This window comes from Asanoa siamensis (assembly GCF_016862555.1).
GTDB lineage: Bacteria > Actinomycetota > Actinomycetes > Mycobacteriales > Micromonosporaceae > Asanoa > Asanoa siamensis.
In genome coordinates, this window is record NZ_BONE01000044.1 from 21,567 (window position 1) to 37,714 (window position 16,148).

Here is a 16,148-nt window from a genome sequence, read left to right on the forward strand (position 1 = left end):
CGCATGACCCCGGCGGAGATCGACGCCTACGTCCGCTCGGCGGCGGCGTCCGGGGCGGATCTCTACACGCTGCATGCCGACGCGTTGGCGGACCTGCGGCCCGACCTGATCCTGACGCAGGACCTGTGCCGGGTATGCGCGCTGCCGTCGGGTCGCGTCGCGGACGCCTTGGACCACCTGGGGTGCCGCGCGGACGTCGTCACCCTGGACCCGCACACCCTGGGTGAGGTGCTCGACTCGATCACGCTGGTCGGCACCCGTGCGGGCGCGCCCGACGCGGCCGCGACGCTGGTGCGCGCTCTCGACGATCGACTCGCGGCGGTCGAGGCGGCGGTGGCCGGTCGCCCCCGCCCGCGGGTAGCGGTGATCGAGTGGACCGACCCACCCTTCGGCCCGGGCCATTGGATCCCCGACCTCGTGACGGCCGCCGGCGGCACCGCCGTGGCGGCCCACCCCGGGGCCCGCTCGACTCCGACCACGTGGTCAACCTTCCAGCAGGCGAAACCGGACGTGGTCGTCGTGGCTCCCTGCGGCTACGACCTCGCGGGCGCGACCGCCCAGGCGACGGCCCTCGCGCCGCTCTTCCCGGGCACGCCGATCTGGGCGATCGACGCGGACGCCCTCGTCGTCCGCCCGGGCCGCCGCCTGATCGACGGCGTCGAGGCCATGGCCGCGATCCTCCACCCCACCGCGGTCCCGACCCCACCGCCGAACCACATCGCCCGCGCGGCCTGACGCCGACCCATCACCTACGTTCCGTAGGCACCGGCCAACGACGCGCCCGATCAGACCCGACAGAGGGCCACGTCGGATCCGTCCCACCGCCGGCGTTGGCTCGGCGTCAGCCAGCGAGGTGCCGGATCAGACCCGGTCCGGGGCCCGGTTGGATCCGTCCCGTCTGTGGCGTTGCCTTGGGATCGGCCAGCGACGTGCCGGATCGGTCCTGGCCCGGGGGCCCGATTGGATCCGTCCTGCGTGCGGCGTTGCCTCGGGATCGGCCAGCGTCGCGTCCGATCAGACCCGACACGGGGCCAGGCCCGATCCGTCCTACTGCCGGCGTTGCCTTGGCGCCAGCCGACGATGTGCTGGATCAGGCTCGGTATGGGGCGCGGTCGGATTCGTCCCGCCTGCGGCGTTGCCTTGGGCCGGCCAACGACGTGGCGGATCAGAGCCGAGGCGCGGTCGGGTCCGTCCTGCCTGCGGCGTTGCCTCGGAGATGGCCAGCGACGCGGCCGATCGGACCCGGCACCGGGCCGGGTCCGATGTGGGGTGAGCGCGGCCCAGCGCGGACCTGGCAGCGGAGCGAAGCGGAGCGGTGCCTGGCGGGAGCGACGGTCGCCCCCACCGCGAACCCGAGCCCGCCAAATCGTCGCTTAGCTCAACCGCTCCAAGACCATGGCCATCCCTTGCCCGCCGCCGACGCACATCGTTTCCAAGCCGATGGTCTTGTCGTTCCAGTCCAGCGAGTTGATCAGGGTGCCGGTGATGCGGGCGCCCGTCATGCCGAACGGGTGGCCGACCGCGATCGCGCCGCCCATCACGTTGAGCTTTTCGATCGGGATGTCCAGGTCCTGGTAGGACGGGATCACCTGCGCCGCGAACGCTTCGTTGATCTCGACCAGGTCGACGTCGGCCATCGTCATGCCGGCCCGCTTCAATGCCTGCAGTGACGCGCCCACCGGGCCCAGGCCCATGATCTCGGGGGAGAGTGCCGTCACGCCCGTCGAGACGATGCGGGCCAGGGGGGTGATGCCCAAATCGCGGGCGCGGCCCGCGCTCATCACGATGACCGCTGCCGCGCCGTCGTTGAGGGGGCAGCAGTTGCCCGCCGTGATGCGGCCGTCCGGGCGGAACACCGGCTTCAGGCCCGCCACGCCCTCGACCGTCACGCCCGCGCGGGGGCCGTCGTCCTGGGAGACCACCGTGCCGCTCGGGGTGGTCACCGGGGTGATCTCGCGGGCCCAGAAGCCGTCGGCGATGGCCTTCTCGGCGAGGTTCTGGCTGCGTACGCCGAACTCGTCCATCTCCTCGCGGCTCACGCCCTTGACCTGTGCCAGGTTTTCCGCGGTCTGGCCCATCGCCAGGTAGATGTCGGGGAGCAGGCCGTCGCCGCGCGGGTCGTGCCAGACGTCGGCGCCGCCGGCCGCCCGCGCGACAGAGCGCGACCGGGCCGGGGCGAAGCGCGGGTTCTCCCAGCGGCCGCCGACCTGCTCCTGCACCTCCGGCGGGAGCGAGTCCGACGAGCCGCGGGCGAACCGCGACACGCACTCGACGCCGGCCGAGATGAACACGTCGCCCTCGCCCGCGCGGATCGCGTGGAACGCCATCCGCGTGGTCTGCAGCGACGACGAGCAGTAGCGCGTGATCGTGGCGCCGGGCAGGCCGTCGAGGTCGAGCATGGTGGCGACCACGCGCGCCATGTTGAAGCCCTGCTCGCCGCCGGGCAGGCCGCAGCCGAGGTAGAGGTCGTCGATCGTGGTCGGGTCCAGTTCGGGGACCTTGTCGAGCGCGGCCCGGACGATCGTGGTCGTCAGGTCGTCGGCCCGCAGCTCCCGCAGCGAACCCTTGACAGCCCGACCGATGGGCGAGCGAGCGGTGGCGACGATGACGGCGTCGCGGTCCGACTGGATGGCCATAACAAACGTTAACCCGACGTGAACCGCACGTGAGAATGCGATTGGTCTCAATCTCCGGTGTGTTACGACGCCGGTGAGCGCCCCAGCCCCGCGAGTGACGAAACGGCCGGTAGCAGCGCGTGTGCCCACACCCGGTAGCCGTCGGCGGACGGGTGGAAGCCGTCGAAGCAGAGCGTGCCCGCGTCGGCGCGGAAGACCGCGCCGGTCTCGGCGGCCAGGTCGACCACGGCGCCGCCGGCGGCCCGGACCGCCCGGCCCTGGGCGGCCGCCGTCTGCCGGCCCCACCAGCCCGCGATCTCCCGTAGCGGCTGCTCGATCGCCCGGGCCGCGCCAAGGTCGGGGCACGTGCCCACGACCACCTCGACCCCCGCGTCGCGCAGCCGGCGGACCGCGGCCGCCAGGTAGGCCGCCGACTCGCCGGGGCGGCGCAGCGCGGTCGCGTCGTTGGCGCCGATCAGGATCACGGCCAGGTCGGGCCGCTCGCCGAGCAGTGCGCGGGCCACCTGGGTGGCCAGGTCCGTCGACCGCGAACCGGAGACGCCGACCGAGGACAGCCGCACCCGCAGCCCGGCGTCCTCGGCCAGGAGGCGGGCGAGCTGGCCGCCGACCGTGTCGTCGACGTCGTCGACGCCGACACCGAGCGATGTGGAGTCGCCGAGCAGCACCATCCGCAGCTCGGGGGCGCCCTCGCGGCCGACCGCGGTGCGCAGCGCGAGCCCGAGCTGCGGCTGCGCGTAGCGCCGGTTGCGGGCGGCGACGAACTCGCCGGCCAGCAGGGCCGCGCTCGCGAGCGTGCCGGCGAACAGGGTCATCGCGGCCGTGCGGCCAATCCGGCCGACGAGACCGCGAGACGTCATGCCAACTCCTCCACCGTGGACGGCTCCGCGTCGTCGCGGGCCGGCTCCAAGGGTAACGTCGGCGCGGCTCCGCGGAGGTTCCCGAACAGGCGACGAGCGCCACCCGGGCCGGGGTTGAACCACGCGGCCGGGCGACGGCGGAGCTGGGCCCAACGGCCCGCGGGGCCACGGTCGCGGCCTGCGACCTGGGTGCCGCTGACCTCGGTGCCGGGCTGGCGGGCGGCCTCCTGCGCGGCCTGCGGCAGCGACCGCACGCCCTCGCCGGCGCGCAGCGCGACCCGCTCCTCGGGCGCGCCGAGTGCGGCCAGCACGGTGGGCAGCATCGCCGCGGCGGCCAGCGCGTAGCCCTCGGCGGACGGGTGGAACCGGTCGAGGCTGAACATCCGCGCGGGCTCGGCCGCGAACCGGGGGCCGAGCAGGTCGCCGAGGGAGACCGTCGAGGCGCCCGCCTCGACGCTGGCCACGGTCTGCGCGGCGGCGAGTTGGCGGCTCCAGCGGCCGGCGAGCCAGCGCAGCGGCGGCTGGATCGGCTGGATCGTGCCGAGGTCGGGACAGGTGCCGACGACGACCCGGGCGCCCGCGGCGCGGAACTTGCGGACGGCGTTGACCAGGTGGCGCACCGCGATGTGGGTGCTCGTGCGGTGCGTGACGTCGTTGCCGCCGATGATGATCACGGCCAGGTCGGGGTGCGGCGTGCGCTCTAGCGCGGCCTCGACCTGGTGCGGCAGGCCCGCCGAGAGCGCGCCGACGACGGCGTGGCGGTGCAGCCGGACGGGCCGCTGCAGGCGGCGGGAGACGCCGGTCGCGAGCAGGGCGCCGGGGGTCTCGCGGGGCTTGTGCACGCCGTAGCCGGCGGCGGACGAGTCACCGACCACGACCATCTCGATCGGCCTGCCGGGGTAGCGGGTGCCGTAGACACCGTCACCGCGTGGCGGTGGCTCCTGCGCCTGCGGGATGCGCCGACGGGCCTGCTCGGCCTGACCGACGATGAGCGCGGCGCCGGCCACCGCTCCGAACGCCGTGACCCCCGCGCCGACGGCCGTGAACCGCGCGACCGTCCGGGCGGCGGTGCGCCAGGCCGCTGCCTCGGCTGCCCCCATTGGCGTGCCCCCCATGTGTGATGTTTCGGCTACGAGGCTAACGCCGTCACGCTCGAAAAGGTGCTCCCCGCTCCGGAGGGCCGAAACCTCGCGGCGATTGGGGGTGGCGCGTTCTGGGCATCATGGTGCGGAGGAGGTCGATACGCGATGGCGAAGACGTTGAAGCGCACCGCGGCGTTCGCCGCTCTGGGCCGGGCCCTCACCGCCGGCGCCCGCGGCGGCCCCGGGCTGGGCACGCGGCTCGCGGCCCTGCCCCGGATGATCAAGGCAACAGCGAGCGGCGAGTACGACGGTGGGCTGCGGCTGGCCATGATGACGGCCGCGACGATCTACGTGATCTCCCCGCTCGACTTCGTACCCGAGGCGTTCCTGGCGATTTTCGGGCTGGTCGACGACGTGGTCGCGGCGACCTGGCTCGCGGGCGCCGTGCTGGCGGAGACCGAGCGCTTCCTGGCCTGGGAGGCCCGCCAGAAGGGCGTGATACCCGGCACCGTGCTTCCCTGACCTGCGCACGTAGGCTGGGATCGACCCGCCGACCCGGCGGGGCTGGACCCAGAAGGGCACAACGCCGTGCGCTACTACGACAACGTCGTCGACCTCATCGGTAACACGCCGCTCGTCCGGCTGCGCAACGTCGCCGCCGGCATCGACGCGACGGTGCTGGCCAAGGTCGAATATTTCAACCCGGGCGGCTCGGTCAAGGACCGCATCGCGGTACGGATGGTCGAGGCGGCCGAGAAGGCCGGCCTGCTCCAGGCCGGTGGCACGATCGTCGAGCCCACCAGCGGCAACACCGGCGTCGGGCTGGCGCTCGTCGCCCAGCTCAAGGGCTACCGCTGCGTCTTCGTCTGCCCCGACAAGGTCAGCGAGGACAAGCGCAACGTGCTGCGGGCGTACGGCGCCGAGGTGGTGGTCTGCCCGACCGCCGTCGCGCCCGAGGACCCGCGGTCCTACTACAACGTCTCCGACCGGCTCGCCCGCGAGATCCCGGGTGCCTGGAAGCCCAACCAGTACGCGAACCAGGAGAACCCGCGCTCGCACTACGAGACGACGGGTCCCGAGGTCTGGGAGCAGACCGGTGGCCGGGTGACGCACTTCGTGGCGGGCGTCGGCACCGGCGGCACGATCTCCGGCGTCGGGCGCTACCTCAAGGAGGCCTCAGCTGGTTCAGTGCGGGTGATCGGCGCTGACCCGGAGGGCTCCGTCTACTCCGGCGGCACCGGCCGGCCGTACCTGGTCGAGGGCGTCGGCGAGGACTTCTGGCCCGAGACCTACGACCGCTCGATCTGCGACGAGATCGTCGAGGTGTCCGACAAGACCTCGTTCGACATCACCCGGCGGCTGGCCCGCGAGGAGGGCCTGCTGGTCGGCGGCTCGTGCGGCATGGCCGTCGCGGCCGCGCTCGAGGTGGCGCACCGCGCCGGCCCCGACGACGTGATCGTCGTGCTGCTGCCCGACGGCGGCCGTGGCTACCTGTCGAAGATCTTCAACGACGACTGGATGGCCCGGTACGGCTTCCTGACCACCGGCGGCGCCGAGCCCACCGTGGCGCACGTGCTCGCCGGCAAGGGTGGCGAGATGCCCGAGCTCGTGCACGTGCACCCGACCGATCCGGTCCGCGAGGCGATCGACCGCATGCGGGAGTACGGCGTTTCCCAGGTGCCCGTCCTCAAGGCGGAGCCGCCCGTGGTGACCGGCGAGGTGGCCGGCTCGATCGTCGAGAAGGAGCTGCTCGACGCGCTGTTCACCGGACAGGCGCACCTGCACGACATGGTCGAGAAGCACATGCACGCCCCGCTGCCGATGATCGGCGGTGGCCAGCCGGTGAGCGAGGCGGTCGCGCTGATGGAGACGTCGGACGCGGCGCTGGTGCTGATCGACGGCAAGCCCAAGGGCGTGATCACGCGGCAGGACCTGCTCGCGCACCTCGGCGCGCGCTGAACATTTCTCCGGTTTAAGGCAGTTAGGGCAAAACGCGAACTCTGTCCCATTCCAGGTGAATACTACCTCTTGGAGGTTTATTCGCTTCGGGGGGCGGTTTTCGCATGGCCAGGAAAGCTCGATGGATGGCCGCGACGGCGGTGGGAGCCGTCGCGGCCGGCGCATCGCTGTGGATGTTGACGCCGGCGGCCGCGACCGGGCCGGTGAACCCGGTCGAGGGCGGCCTCGGTTTCCTCGTGCTCGTCGAGGGCGATGCCACGCTGACCGCCACCGAGAGCGAAGGTCCGCTGGCGGTCGGCGGTGACCTGACCTTCGGCTCCGCCTATCGGATCGCTTCCGAGCGGAACGTACGCGTCGGCGCCGGCGACAGCCCGCTGGTGATCGGCGGGCGGGCGCTGATCGGGGCGCCGCCGGTCGTCGACGCCAAGGTGCTCGACGCCGACGGTGTCATCCGGGCCGAAGACCCGCCGCGCGCGCTGCCGGGCAACAAACGCAAGGCCAGCCTGGCGGCACAGGACGCCATCGACTTCGCCGGCGTGTTCGCCACGTTCCGGGAGCGCTCGGAGCGGTTCGGCACGTGCACCGAGACGGTGACGCTGCGAAACTCGGGCGGCGGGGAGTTGGCGCGGCCGATCAGCACACCGGACACCAAGGCGTACGTGTCGCTGACGCCCAACCAGACCAACGTGCTCAACCTGACCGGCGCGGAGTTCAACAACCTGTCCGACCTGACGTTCAACACGCAGCCCAGCGCCGCGACGCCGCTGCTGGTCAACGTGGACACCGCGGCCGCGTACGAGTGGCGCACCGCGAACTTCGCCGGGATCAGCGACAACCAGGCGCCGTTCATCCTGATGAACTTCCCGAACGCCACGTCCCTCACCCAGGTCGGTGCCGACACCGCGGAGGGCACCATCTACGCGCCGAAGGCGGCGTTCACCGACGTCAACACCGCCAACAACGAGGGCAACCTGGTGGTGCGCAGGTACACCCACGGCAGCGCGGCGACCAACGGGGGCGAGACGCACGACCTGGCCTTCAACACCACGCTGCGGTGCGGTGCGGCCGACCCGATGCCGGCGGCGAGCGGCCCGGCCCGGACGCTGCCGGCGGCGGCCGCGTCGACGGTGGTGACCCCTGCGAGCGCGCCCGCGTCACGCCCGGCCGCGGCGCGGCCGACGGCCTCGCCGGCGGGCGAGGAGCCGGAGCCGCTGGACAGCAAGTTCCCGTGGACGTGGCCGAGCGAGCCGCACTACCTGCCGGGCGCACCGTCGGCCTCGGCGCCGGTGGCGGCGGAGCCCAGCCGGCCGGCGGGCGGCACGACCTCGGGGCAGCCGGGGTCCGCGCCGGCGCAGCCGGGTGACACGGCCGCGCAGCCGGGTGACGCCGGGCAGCCGGCCGGCGGCGAGCCGGCGGGGGGCGAACCCGCGGGCGGCAACCCTGCTGGCGGCAATCCGTCCGGCGGTGACCCGTCCGGCGGTGACCCGGCGGCTGGTGACCCCGCCGGTGGGGACCCTGCGGCAGGCGAGCAGCCGGCGGCGGGTGACGACCCGGCCGTCGGTGGCGAGCCGGCGGGTGACGGCGGCGACCTGCCGTTCTTCCCGTCCGCGGATCCGTCGATCTCGGCGAGCGCGGCGGCGAGCACCTCGGCGAGTCCCGCGGCCACGCCGTCGGGCAGCACCGAGCCCGCGGTGGTCGCCAACTACGGCCCGCTGCCGGGCCAGGGCGCCGCCGAGGGCGGCGAGGCGCTCAACCGCCCGTCCAACGTCCGGCTGCTCATCGCCGGCCTGTCCATCCTGGTCGTCAGCACCGCACTGCTCCTGCTGGGCCGGCGCCGCAAGCGCCGCCACGCACTCTGACCCGCACCGCACCGGCCGAGCCGGCTCCCTTCGGCAGGGGGAGCCGGCTCGACCACGTCCGGGGCAGGCCCGCCCGGTCCGGATGGCGATCGACCCGCCCGCCGAGGCGGGTCGGACATGGCAAACCGGGACCGGGGGAGGGTGGGGCCGCCCGGCTCGGGTGGCGACCGCCCGCCGGCAGGGGTGGGTCGACACGACACCAGTATCCGACCCACCCCGCCACCACCCCCGTCCCGGGACCTCGCCGGGGCGCACGGCCCCACGGGCCCCCGGACGGGCTCTACCGGGTGCTCAGCTCCGCGGGGACCGCGACCACGTCGACGAAGGCGTTGCGGCGTAGGAGGGTGACCGGGAGGCGGTTGCCGATTGCTGGGCCCAGCATCAGGCGCTGCAGCGACTGGACGCTCTGGATCTGCTGGCCGCCCGCCGTCAGCAGGATGTCGCCCAGGTAGATCCCGGCCACGCCGGCCGGGCTGCCCGGCACCACCTCAACGACCCGCAGGCCCGTGCGCTGGCCCGTGCGGGCCGCCACCTGCGGCGGCAGCGGCACGGGCACGCCGGCGACGCCGAGCCAGGCGCGGCGTACCCGGCCGTCCTGGATCAGGTCGCCGATGATCTGCCGTGTGTTGCGGTTGATGGGCACGGCGAGGCCGAGCCCGTACCCGGCGACCGCGGTGTTGACCCCGATCACCTGGCCGGCGGAGTTGACCAGTGCGCCGCCGGAGTTGCCGGGGTTGAGCGCCGCGTCGGTCTGGATGACGTCGTCGATGAGGCGGATCGCGCGACCCTCCCGGGCCGGCAGCGACCGGCCGAGGCCCGAGACCACGCCCGCGGTGACCGAGCCGGCGAGGCCCATCGGGTTGCCGACGGCCACGACGAGCTGCCCGATCTTGAGCTGGTCGGCGTCGCCGAGGGGGGCCGGGCGGGCGCCCGGGTTGCGTACCCGGAGCACGGCGAGGTCGGAGAGCGGGTCCCGGCCGACGACGTCGAAGCCGGCCTCGGCCCCGTCGCCGAAGGTGGCCGTGCCGCCGGACGCGCCCTCGACCACGTGGGCGCTGGTGAGCAGGAATCCGTCGTCGGTGAAGGTCACCGCCGATCCCGCGCCGGCGCCGCGGCTCGTACGCACCGAGACCGCGGCCACGCTGGGCAGGATCTGTGCGGCCACCGTCGTGACGACCCGCGAGTACGCGTCGAGCGCGGCAGCCTCGTCGCGCTCTGGTTCGGTCCGTTCGGTATCCACGCCTCCCACAACACGCCGTGGCCAGCGCGAATGCCGCGGAACGGCGAGATTCGCTCAGAGCGAACGGGCGGGGTCGATCAAGCGGCCGGCGCGACCGGCGACACGGGCGCCACCGGCTCCAGGCAGACCGCCGGCAGGTCGAACCAGCGCAACGCCTCAAAACCGGGCGAAACGGCATGCCCGCCGTCGCCTTCGGCCGACCCGCTGCCGTCGTACCCCTGGAAGATCGTCCTGGCCTGCTCCAGATAGCCGCGCAGCGCCTCCTCGGGCGCGCGTTCGGCGGGCGCCGCGTCCGCCCAGCGGACCCCGCCGCCGTCGAAGGTCAGCCCGGTCAGCCGCAGCGCCGGCTCGGCCGGCCCGCGGTGGTGCCGCCACAGCCCCGAGTAGGGGTCGAACCGGTAGTCGGGCAGCAGCTTCCAGCCCTCCCGGGCGATCAGGTCGACCGCGTCCACGATGTAACGGCAGACGGCGTCGGTCAGGAAGTAGTTGAAGCTGACCCGTACCCAGCCGGGCTTGATCCCCTCGCAGCCGCCCGCCACCACCTCCCGCTCGAACCGGTGCGAGTGGTCGAGGTCGATGCCGAGCAGCCGATGCCCGTACGGCCCGGCGCACGAGCAGCCACCCCGGGACTGGATGCCGAACAGGTCGTTGAGCAGCGCCACGACGAAGTTGTGGTGCAGGTAGCGGTCGCCGGGCCGGCGGACGACGAAGGAAAGGATGGAGAGCCGGTCGGCGCGCGGGTTGCCGAGCACCTCGATCGCCGGGTTCGCCGCCCAGGCCTCCATCGCGACGCGGCGGAAGCGCTCCTCCTGCGCGCGGATCAGGTCGGTGCCGACAGCCCGCTTGAGCTTGAAGACCATGCCCGCGCGGATCGACTCGACGATCGCCGGCGTGCCGCCCTCCTCGCGGTGCGCGGGGTCGCTCAGGTAGTGGTGCTCGGTCGCGTTGACGTAGTCGACGGTGCCGCCGCCGGGCACGGTGGGCACCCGGTTGCGCAGCAGGTGCCGGCGGATCACCAGCACGCCCGGCGTGCCGGGACCGCCGACGAACTTGTGCGGGGAGAGGAAGATCGCGTCCTTGCCGGCTATGTCGATGTCGACGTACGGGCCGGCGGCGGCGAAGTCCCAGCAGGCGAGGGCGCCGTGCGCGCGCAGCAGCGCGGAGATCGCGGCGACGTCGGTGATGATCCCGGTGACGTTGGAGGCCGCCGAGAACGAGCCGATCTTGAGCGGGCGGTCGGCGTACCGCGCGAGCTCCGTGGCCAGGGTTTCCTGGTCGACGTGGCCGTCGGCGTCCTCCGGGACGACCACGACGTCGGCGATCGACTCGCGCCAGGGGAGCTCGTTGGAGTGGTGCTCGTAGGGCCCGATGAAGATCACCGGCCGCTGGTCGGCGGGGATCATCTCGCGGAACCCGTACACGTCGTCGAGCTCTGCCGGGATCCGGATGCCGAGGATCCGGACCAGCTTGTCGATCGCGCCCGTGGCGCCGGAGCCCGCGAAGATCACCACGGTGTCGTCGTCGCCGCCGACCGCGTCCCGGATCACCGCGCGGGCGTCCTCGCGCAGCCGGGTGGTCTGCCGGCCGGTGCCGGACGACTCCGTGTGCGTGTTGGCGTAGCGGGGGAGCACCTCGGCGCGGATGAAGTCCTCCACGAAGCCGAGGGAGCGTCCCGAGGCCGTGTAGTCCGCGTAGGTCACCCGGCGCGGCCCGTACGGGCCCCACATCACCTGGTCGTCGCCGATCACGCTCTCGCGGATCAGCCGCAGCAGCGGCGCCTCTGCGCTGGTCATGGCGCAATTATGTGAGCCGTTTACGGGTTACCGGTGGGTTGTCGCGCATCTAACGCCAGGCTGTGAAGGGCCTCAAAGCGGATTATTCCGGGAAGTCGCACAGACTGTCCGATTGCGGGCGACCACGAGACGGTTCCATATGCGTACGGCGGCCGGCGGGCCGCCGCGAACGAGGGGGACCGATGGTCAGCGTCGACCATACCGTGCGGGCCAGTTCGGGCCGCGAAACCGCGCCGGAAGACGTTGTCGACCGGCTCCTCTGGCAAGACGCCCGGGAGATTCTCGGGCGGCACGCACGACCCCGCAGTGACGGTGGCTGCGACGGGTGCGGCGGGGCCTGGCCCTGTCACTCCCGGCGCGTCGCCGAGCACGCCCTGGCGGCCTCCCGCCGGTCATGGCGTGAAGGCTGGACGGCCCGGCACGACCTCAACAGCGTGCGCGCCGCCCTGTCGTTCAACTGAAGACCTCCGCACCCGCGGTGACCGTCGCGTGCTCCGCCAGCACAGCGGCAATCCCGCAAACACCCACCCGCGGTCCGGACCGGCTAGCCTCCGCCGGTCACGATGCCTCCGGCCAGGCATCACCGGGCAACGGTTGGGTACGGCGGGCGAGGGTGCGTGACCAATCGGTTCCCCCGCATATCTCGGTCACGCACTCTCGCCCAGCCAGCCCCGCGCATAGCGAAGCTGGCGGGTGGGCGCCGCACCCATCAACTCCTCGCGCTCCCGGCCGTCGGGCCGCCAGCCGCCCCGCTCGTAGAAGCGCCGGGCGTGCGCGTTGCCGTCGAGCACCCAGAGCACCGCACTGCCACAGCCCTGGTCGCGCATCGCGGCCAGGGCGTCGGTCATCAGCGCCCGCCCGAAGCCACGCCCCTGCGTCGCCGGGTCGAGATGGATCGCGTACAGCTGGCCGACCCCGGCGGTGTGCTCCTCCTCGGGGCCGACGTAGCTGAAGCCGACCGTCCGCCCGTCGACCTCCGCGACCGTCAGCCGGTGCGTCTCCGCCTCATAGGTGAATCGTTCTCGCCACCAGGCGGACAGCATTTCCGGGGAGAGCGCCTGGAGCCCGGCAATCGGCACGAAGTCTCGATAGGCGGCAATCCGGGAGTCGTAGTGCAAGGTGCCAATCGCGTCGATGTCCGCGGCCTGTGCGGGACGTAGCGAGAGCGTCACGGAAATGGCTCCATAACGGCTGTCAGCCGATTGTCTGATCGGATCGAAGTTGGTCGTCCGGATGGGTCGCCTTTGCGGGCCGGGATAAACCCCTGGAATGACCCCGAATAGGGTTCGACCCCCGAGGGATGGCCGTGCGTGAGCACGGGCCGGCTGGACTATGGCCGGCACCTCGGGGGTCGGGTGGCTGCTTGAGTTTCGCCGCGCCGCTGCCACACGGTCTCGACGAACGGAAACTGTCAAGGACAGCGGCTAGCGGGCAGCCACCTCACGAGTCCCAGTGCTATACAAAGCTGGACCACCTCCTTTCCCGTGTACGGCCACGCTATCCACGCGAAGAGGTGCCGAGCAACGGTTTTTTCTGGGTCATATGCCACTTTGGCGGCAACACAGAGATCGAAATTTCTGGGCAACGGCGGGTTGACGGCGGATCTGACCGGTTCGCGGGGGACGGATCGGTCGGCGTCGAGGGGGGAACGCACGACGTGATGGGTAAGCACGCGGCCCGCCGTGGGGTCGCCCGGCCGGCCGTGTTCGCCTTCCTCCTGCTCGGCCTGCCCGCTCTGGTCGCGGCCGGCATCGTGGTGGTCCGCGGCGACGGCTGGTCGGCGCTGGCTCCCGGCCGCGCGGCCTGCGGCCAGAAGATCAAGGTGGTGGCCGCCTCGTCGTTCGCCCCGGTGCTCGCGGCCCTGGCGCCCGACCTCGCCAAGGCCGACGAGTGCGTCCGGATGGACATCGTGGTGGCCGACGGCCGCGCCGCGCCCGACACGGTCCGGCAGACGAGCGCCGACCTGTGGATCCCCGACGACACCTCGTGGGTCGGCACCGCGCCCGATCTCGACCTGGCGCGGCTCGGCCCCGAGAACACGATCGGCGTGGGCGGCGCCGGCACCGTGGTCGCCGACAGCCCCATCTACATGGTCACCGACGCGCCGACGGCGACGAAGCTGCGCGCCGCCGGCGACTCCTGGCTCGCCCTGGCCAATCTCCTGGACACCGATCCGGGGGTACGGCTGGCCGTGCGCGAGCCCGGCACCTCCGGCGACGGCATGGTCGGCGCGGGCTCGATGGCCGAGACGATCTGGGAGGGCCAGGGCATGGACGCCTCGGCCCAGGTGCTGTCCCGGGCGTACACCAAGACCCGCACCGTGCGCGGCGGTGCGCTCGCGCTGCCGGAGAAGCCCGGCGAGGTCGGCCTGGTCGCCGAGTACGCCCTGGTGCCGCAGCTGAGCAAGCTCGGCCCGGACGGCGCGGTGCTGGCGGGCACGGACTGGCGGGTGTCGCTGCGCTACACCTGGTTCCCGACCAATGCCGCGCTGGCCGACGAGGGCCGGGCCGCGGCGCTGGGCCGGCTGCTCGACGCGCTGGCCACGCAGGACGGTTCGGCCGCGATCGCCGCCGCCGGCCTGCGCACCCCCCGCTCCGACGAGCCCGACGAGCCGCCGCCGGGCGCCGAGCAACTGCCGGCGCTGGCCGGCAAGCAGATGCCGTACCTCGGCGCGCACCACGTCGACCACGTGCTGGCCACCTGGTACGCCGAGGATCGGCAGACCGACCTGCTCGTCGTGGTCGACGTGTCGGGCTCGATGGACGACCCGGCGCCGGGCTCCGACCAGTCGCTGATCCGGCTCGTCGCCGAAGGCTGCGCGCAACTGGAGAACCTGCTGCCCGACGACAGCCGGCTGGGCGTCTGGGAGTTCGGCGCGCAGCTCGACCCGCCGCGCGACCACCGCGAGCTGCTGCCGGCGGAGTCGCTGACGGCGTCGCATCGCAAGGCCACGGCCGAGGTGTGCGACGGGCTCAAGACCCATTCCAACGGCACGAAGTTGTACGAGACGATCCTCGCCGCCTACAAGAGCGCGCAGGACAACGCCCGCAAGGACGTACCCAACCGGGTGTTGATCTTCACCGACGGCCGCAACCAGGACGCCGGCTCGAAGCTCACCCTGCCGGGCCTGACCGCGCAGCTCGCGGCGCTTGCCGACGAGGAGCGGCCGGTGAGCCTGAGCGTCGTCGTGTTCGGTGACGCCGAGGCGACCAAGGGCTCGTCGGCGGAGCTCGAGAAGGCGCTGGAGCCGGCGCAGGGGTACGTCGACACGCTGGCGACGGCCAGCGAGGTGTCGGCGGTGTTCATCCACGTCGCGGCGGGCGGCCTGCACGGCTGATCCTCTCGGGGTCCGGGGCCGAAATTTTCCGTTCTGGCTGAGAGCGCTCTCTTGACACGACGTTCGTCTATCTGACAGGTTTCCAGATAGTTACGTCCGTCTCTATCTCATGCCTGAAGAGGTGATCGTCGTGCGCCGTCCCCGCACTTTGATCGCAGCCGCGGCGAGCGCCATGCTGGTGGCCACCGCGCTGACCATCCCGCTGGCCGCCAGCCCGGCCAGCGCGGCACCACCACCCGGGCCACTGGTCTGGTCCGACGAGTTCAACGGGCCCGCCGGCAGTGCCGTCGACCAGTCGAAGTGGCGCTTCGACATCGGCGGCAGCGGCTGGGGCAACAACGAGCAGCAGTACTACACCAACAGCACCCGCAACGCCTCGATGGACGGCGCCGGCAACCTGGTCATCACCGCGCGCCGCGAGAACCCGGCCAACTACCAGTGCCACTACGGCACCTGCCAGTACACGTCGGCCCGGCTGCTGACCGCGGCCACCTTCAGCCGCACGTACGGGCGGTTCGAGGCCCGGTTGAAGGTGCCGCGCGGGCAGGGCATCTGGCCGGCGTTCTGGATGCTCGGCGCCCCGGTCAACTGGCCGACCAGCGGCGAGATCGACATCATGGAGAACATCGGCCGCGAGCCGAACATCGTGCACGGCACGATCCACGGCCCCGGCTACTCGGGTGGCGAGGGCATCGGCGCCGCCTACACGATCGGCGGGGCGTTCGCGGACGCGTTCCACACCTTCGCCGTCGACTGGTCGCCCAACCTGATCATCTGGTACGTGGACGGCAACGAGTACCAGCGCCGTACACCTGCCGATCTTGGTGGTGACCGCTGGGTCTTCGACCACAACTTCTTCATGATCATGAACGTGGCGGTCGGTGGCTACTGGCCCGGCTATCCGGACGGCTCGACCACCTTCCCGCAGTCGATGACCGTCGACTACGTGCGGGCGTACGCGCCGCCGGGTGGCACCAACCCGCCGCCGCCGACCGGTGGCAACCGGATCACGGGCGTCGGCGGCAAGTGCGTCGACGTCTCGGGCGCCAACCCGGCCAACGGCACCGCGGTGCAGCTCTGGGACTGCAACGGCACGGGTGCGCAACAGTGGACCTGGGCCGCCGACGGTTCGGTCCGCGCGCTGGGCAAGTGCCTCGACGTGCCGTCGGGTTCGACGGCCAACGGCGCGAAGCTGCAGCTCTGGGACTGCAACGGCAGCGGGGCGCAACGCTGGACCTTCACAGGCGCCAACGACATCGTCAACCCGCAGTCCAACAAGTGCATGGACGCCACGGGCAACAGTTCGGCCAACGGCACCAGGTTGCAGATCTGGGACTGCACCGGCGGTGCCAACCAGAAGTGGTCGCGCAGCTGATCGCTGCCCG

The 16,148-nt window shown here is 72.6% G+C and carries 13 protein-coding genes; 7 read left to right on the plus strand and 6 right to left on the minus strand.

Translation table 11 applies throughout. The annotated features are described in order from the left end of the window. The first annotated feature begins 3 nt into the window (after positions 1-3). Positions 4-735, plus strand: a complete 732-nt coding sequence (locus tag Asi02nite_RS25095) for an ABC transporter substrate-binding protein (RefSeq protein ID WP_203716367.1) — start codon at positions 4-6, stop codon at positions 733-735. A gap of 638 nt (positions 736-1,373) precedes the next feature. On the opposite strand, the gene Asi02nite_RS25100 is transcribed toward Asi02nite_RS25095, so the two are convergent. The 3 genes from Asi02nite_RS25100 to Asi02nite_RS25110 all read right to left on the minus strand — a co-directional run bounded on the left by Asi02nite_RS25100 (position 1,374) and on the right by Asi02nite_RS25110 (position 4,593). After that, positions 1,374-2,636 carry an acetyl-CoA C-acetyltransferase gene (locus Asi02nite_RS25100; RefSeq protein WP_203716368.1) on the minus strand — a complete coding sequence of 421 codons (1,263 nt, stop codon included), beginning with the start codon at positions 2,634-2,636 and terminating at the stop codon, positions 1,374-1,376. 62 nt (positions 2,637-2,698) lie between these two features. Next, positions 2,699-3,493 carry an SGNH/GDSL hydrolase family protein gene (locus Asi02nite_RS25105; protein WP_203716369.1) on the minus strand — a complete coding sequence of 265 codons (795 nt, stop codon included), beginning with the start codon at positions 3,491-3,493 and terminating at the stop codon, positions 2,699-2,701. Next, a complete protein-coding gene (locus Asi02nite_RS25110) occupies positions 3,490-4,593 on the minus strand; it encodes an SGNH/GDSL hydrolase family protein (protein WP_203716370.1) in 1,104 nt (367 codons plus the stop codon). Before Asi02nite_RS25110 ends, Asi02nite_RS25105 begins: the two co-directional genes overlap by 4 nt. Before the next feature lie 147 nt (positions 4,594-4,740). Between Asi02nite_RS25110 and Asi02nite_RS25115 the strand changes: the two genes are divergently transcribed. The 3 genes from Asi02nite_RS25115 (at position 4,741) to Asi02nite_RS25125 (ending at position 8,393) form a co-directional block, all read left to right on the plus strand. Further along, entirely contained in the window at positions 4,741-5,097 is a 357-nt protein-coding gene (locus tag Asi02nite_RS25115) for a YkvA family protein (RefSeq protein ID WP_203716371.1), read from the plus strand. A 66-nt stretch (positions 5,098-5,163) separates the two neighbouring features. Next, the gene (locus Asi02nite_RS25120) at positions 5,164-6,534 is read left to right on the plus strand and encodes a cystathionine beta-synthase (protein ID WP_203716372.1); all 1,371 of its coding nucleotides are present in this window, start codon (positions 5,164-5,166) and stop codon (positions 6,532-6,534) included. Between the two features lie 125 nt (positions 6,535-6,659). Further along, complete coding sequence (locus tag Asi02nite_RS25125) at positions 6,660-8,393, plus strand: collagen-binding domain-containing protein (RefSeq protein ID WP_203716373.1); 1,734 nt, start codon at positions 6,660-6,662, stop codon at positions 8,391-8,393. A gap of 280 nt (positions 8,394-8,673) precedes the next feature. Here the strand turns inward: Asi02nite_RS25125 and Asi02nite_RS25130 are convergent, their stop codons facing one another. Next, complete coding sequence (locus Asi02nite_RS25130; RefSeq protein ID WP_203716374.1) at positions 8,674-9,633, minus strand: S1C family serine protease; 960 nt, start codon at positions 9,631-9,633, stop codon at positions 8,674-8,676. Positions 9,634-9,710: 77 nt separating this feature from the next. After that, complete coding sequence (locus Asi02nite_RS25135; RefSeq protein WP_203716375.1) at positions 9,711-11,426, minus strand: aminotransferase class V-fold PLP-dependent enzyme; 1,716 nt, start codon at positions 11,424-11,426, stop codon at positions 9,711-9,713. A gap of 182 nt (positions 11,427-11,608) precedes the next feature. On the opposite strand from Asi02nite_RS25135, the gene Asi02nite_RS25140 reads away from it, so the two are divergent. Beyond that, complete coding sequence (locus Asi02nite_RS25140) at positions 11,609-11,887, plus strand: hypothetical protein (RefSeq protein ID WP_203716376.1); 279 nt, start codon at positions 11,609-11,611, stop codon at positions 11,885-11,887. A gap of 186 nt (positions 11,888-12,073) precedes the next feature. On the opposite strand, the gene Asi02nite_RS25145 is transcribed toward Asi02nite_RS25140, so the two are convergent. Beyond that, positions 12,074-12,598, minus strand: coding sequence for a GNAT family N-acetyltransferase (locus Asi02nite_RS25145; RefSeq protein ID WP_203716377.1), 525 nt, complete (start codon positions 12,596-12,598; stop codon positions 12,074-12,076). A 488-nt stretch (positions 12,599-13,086) separates the two neighbouring features. Here Asi02nite_RS25145 and Asi02nite_RS25150 point away from each other — a divergent pair, with 488 nt between their 5' ends. Together Asi02nite_RS25150 and Asi02nite_RS25155 are read left to right on the plus strand one after the other, a co-directional pair. After that, positions 13,087-14,763, plus strand: a complete 1,677-nt coding sequence (locus tag Asi02nite_RS25150) for a substrate-binding domain-containing protein (RefSeq protein WP_203716378.1) — start codon at positions 13,087-13,089, stop codon at positions 14,761-14,763. 130 nt (positions 14,764-14,893) lie between these two features. Beyond that, entirely contained in the window at positions 14,894-16,138 is a 1,245-nt protein-coding gene (locus Asi02nite_RS25155; RefSeq protein WP_239127051.1) for a glycoside hydrolase family 16 protein, read from the plus strand. Positions 16,139-16,148: the final 10 nt, after the last annotated feature.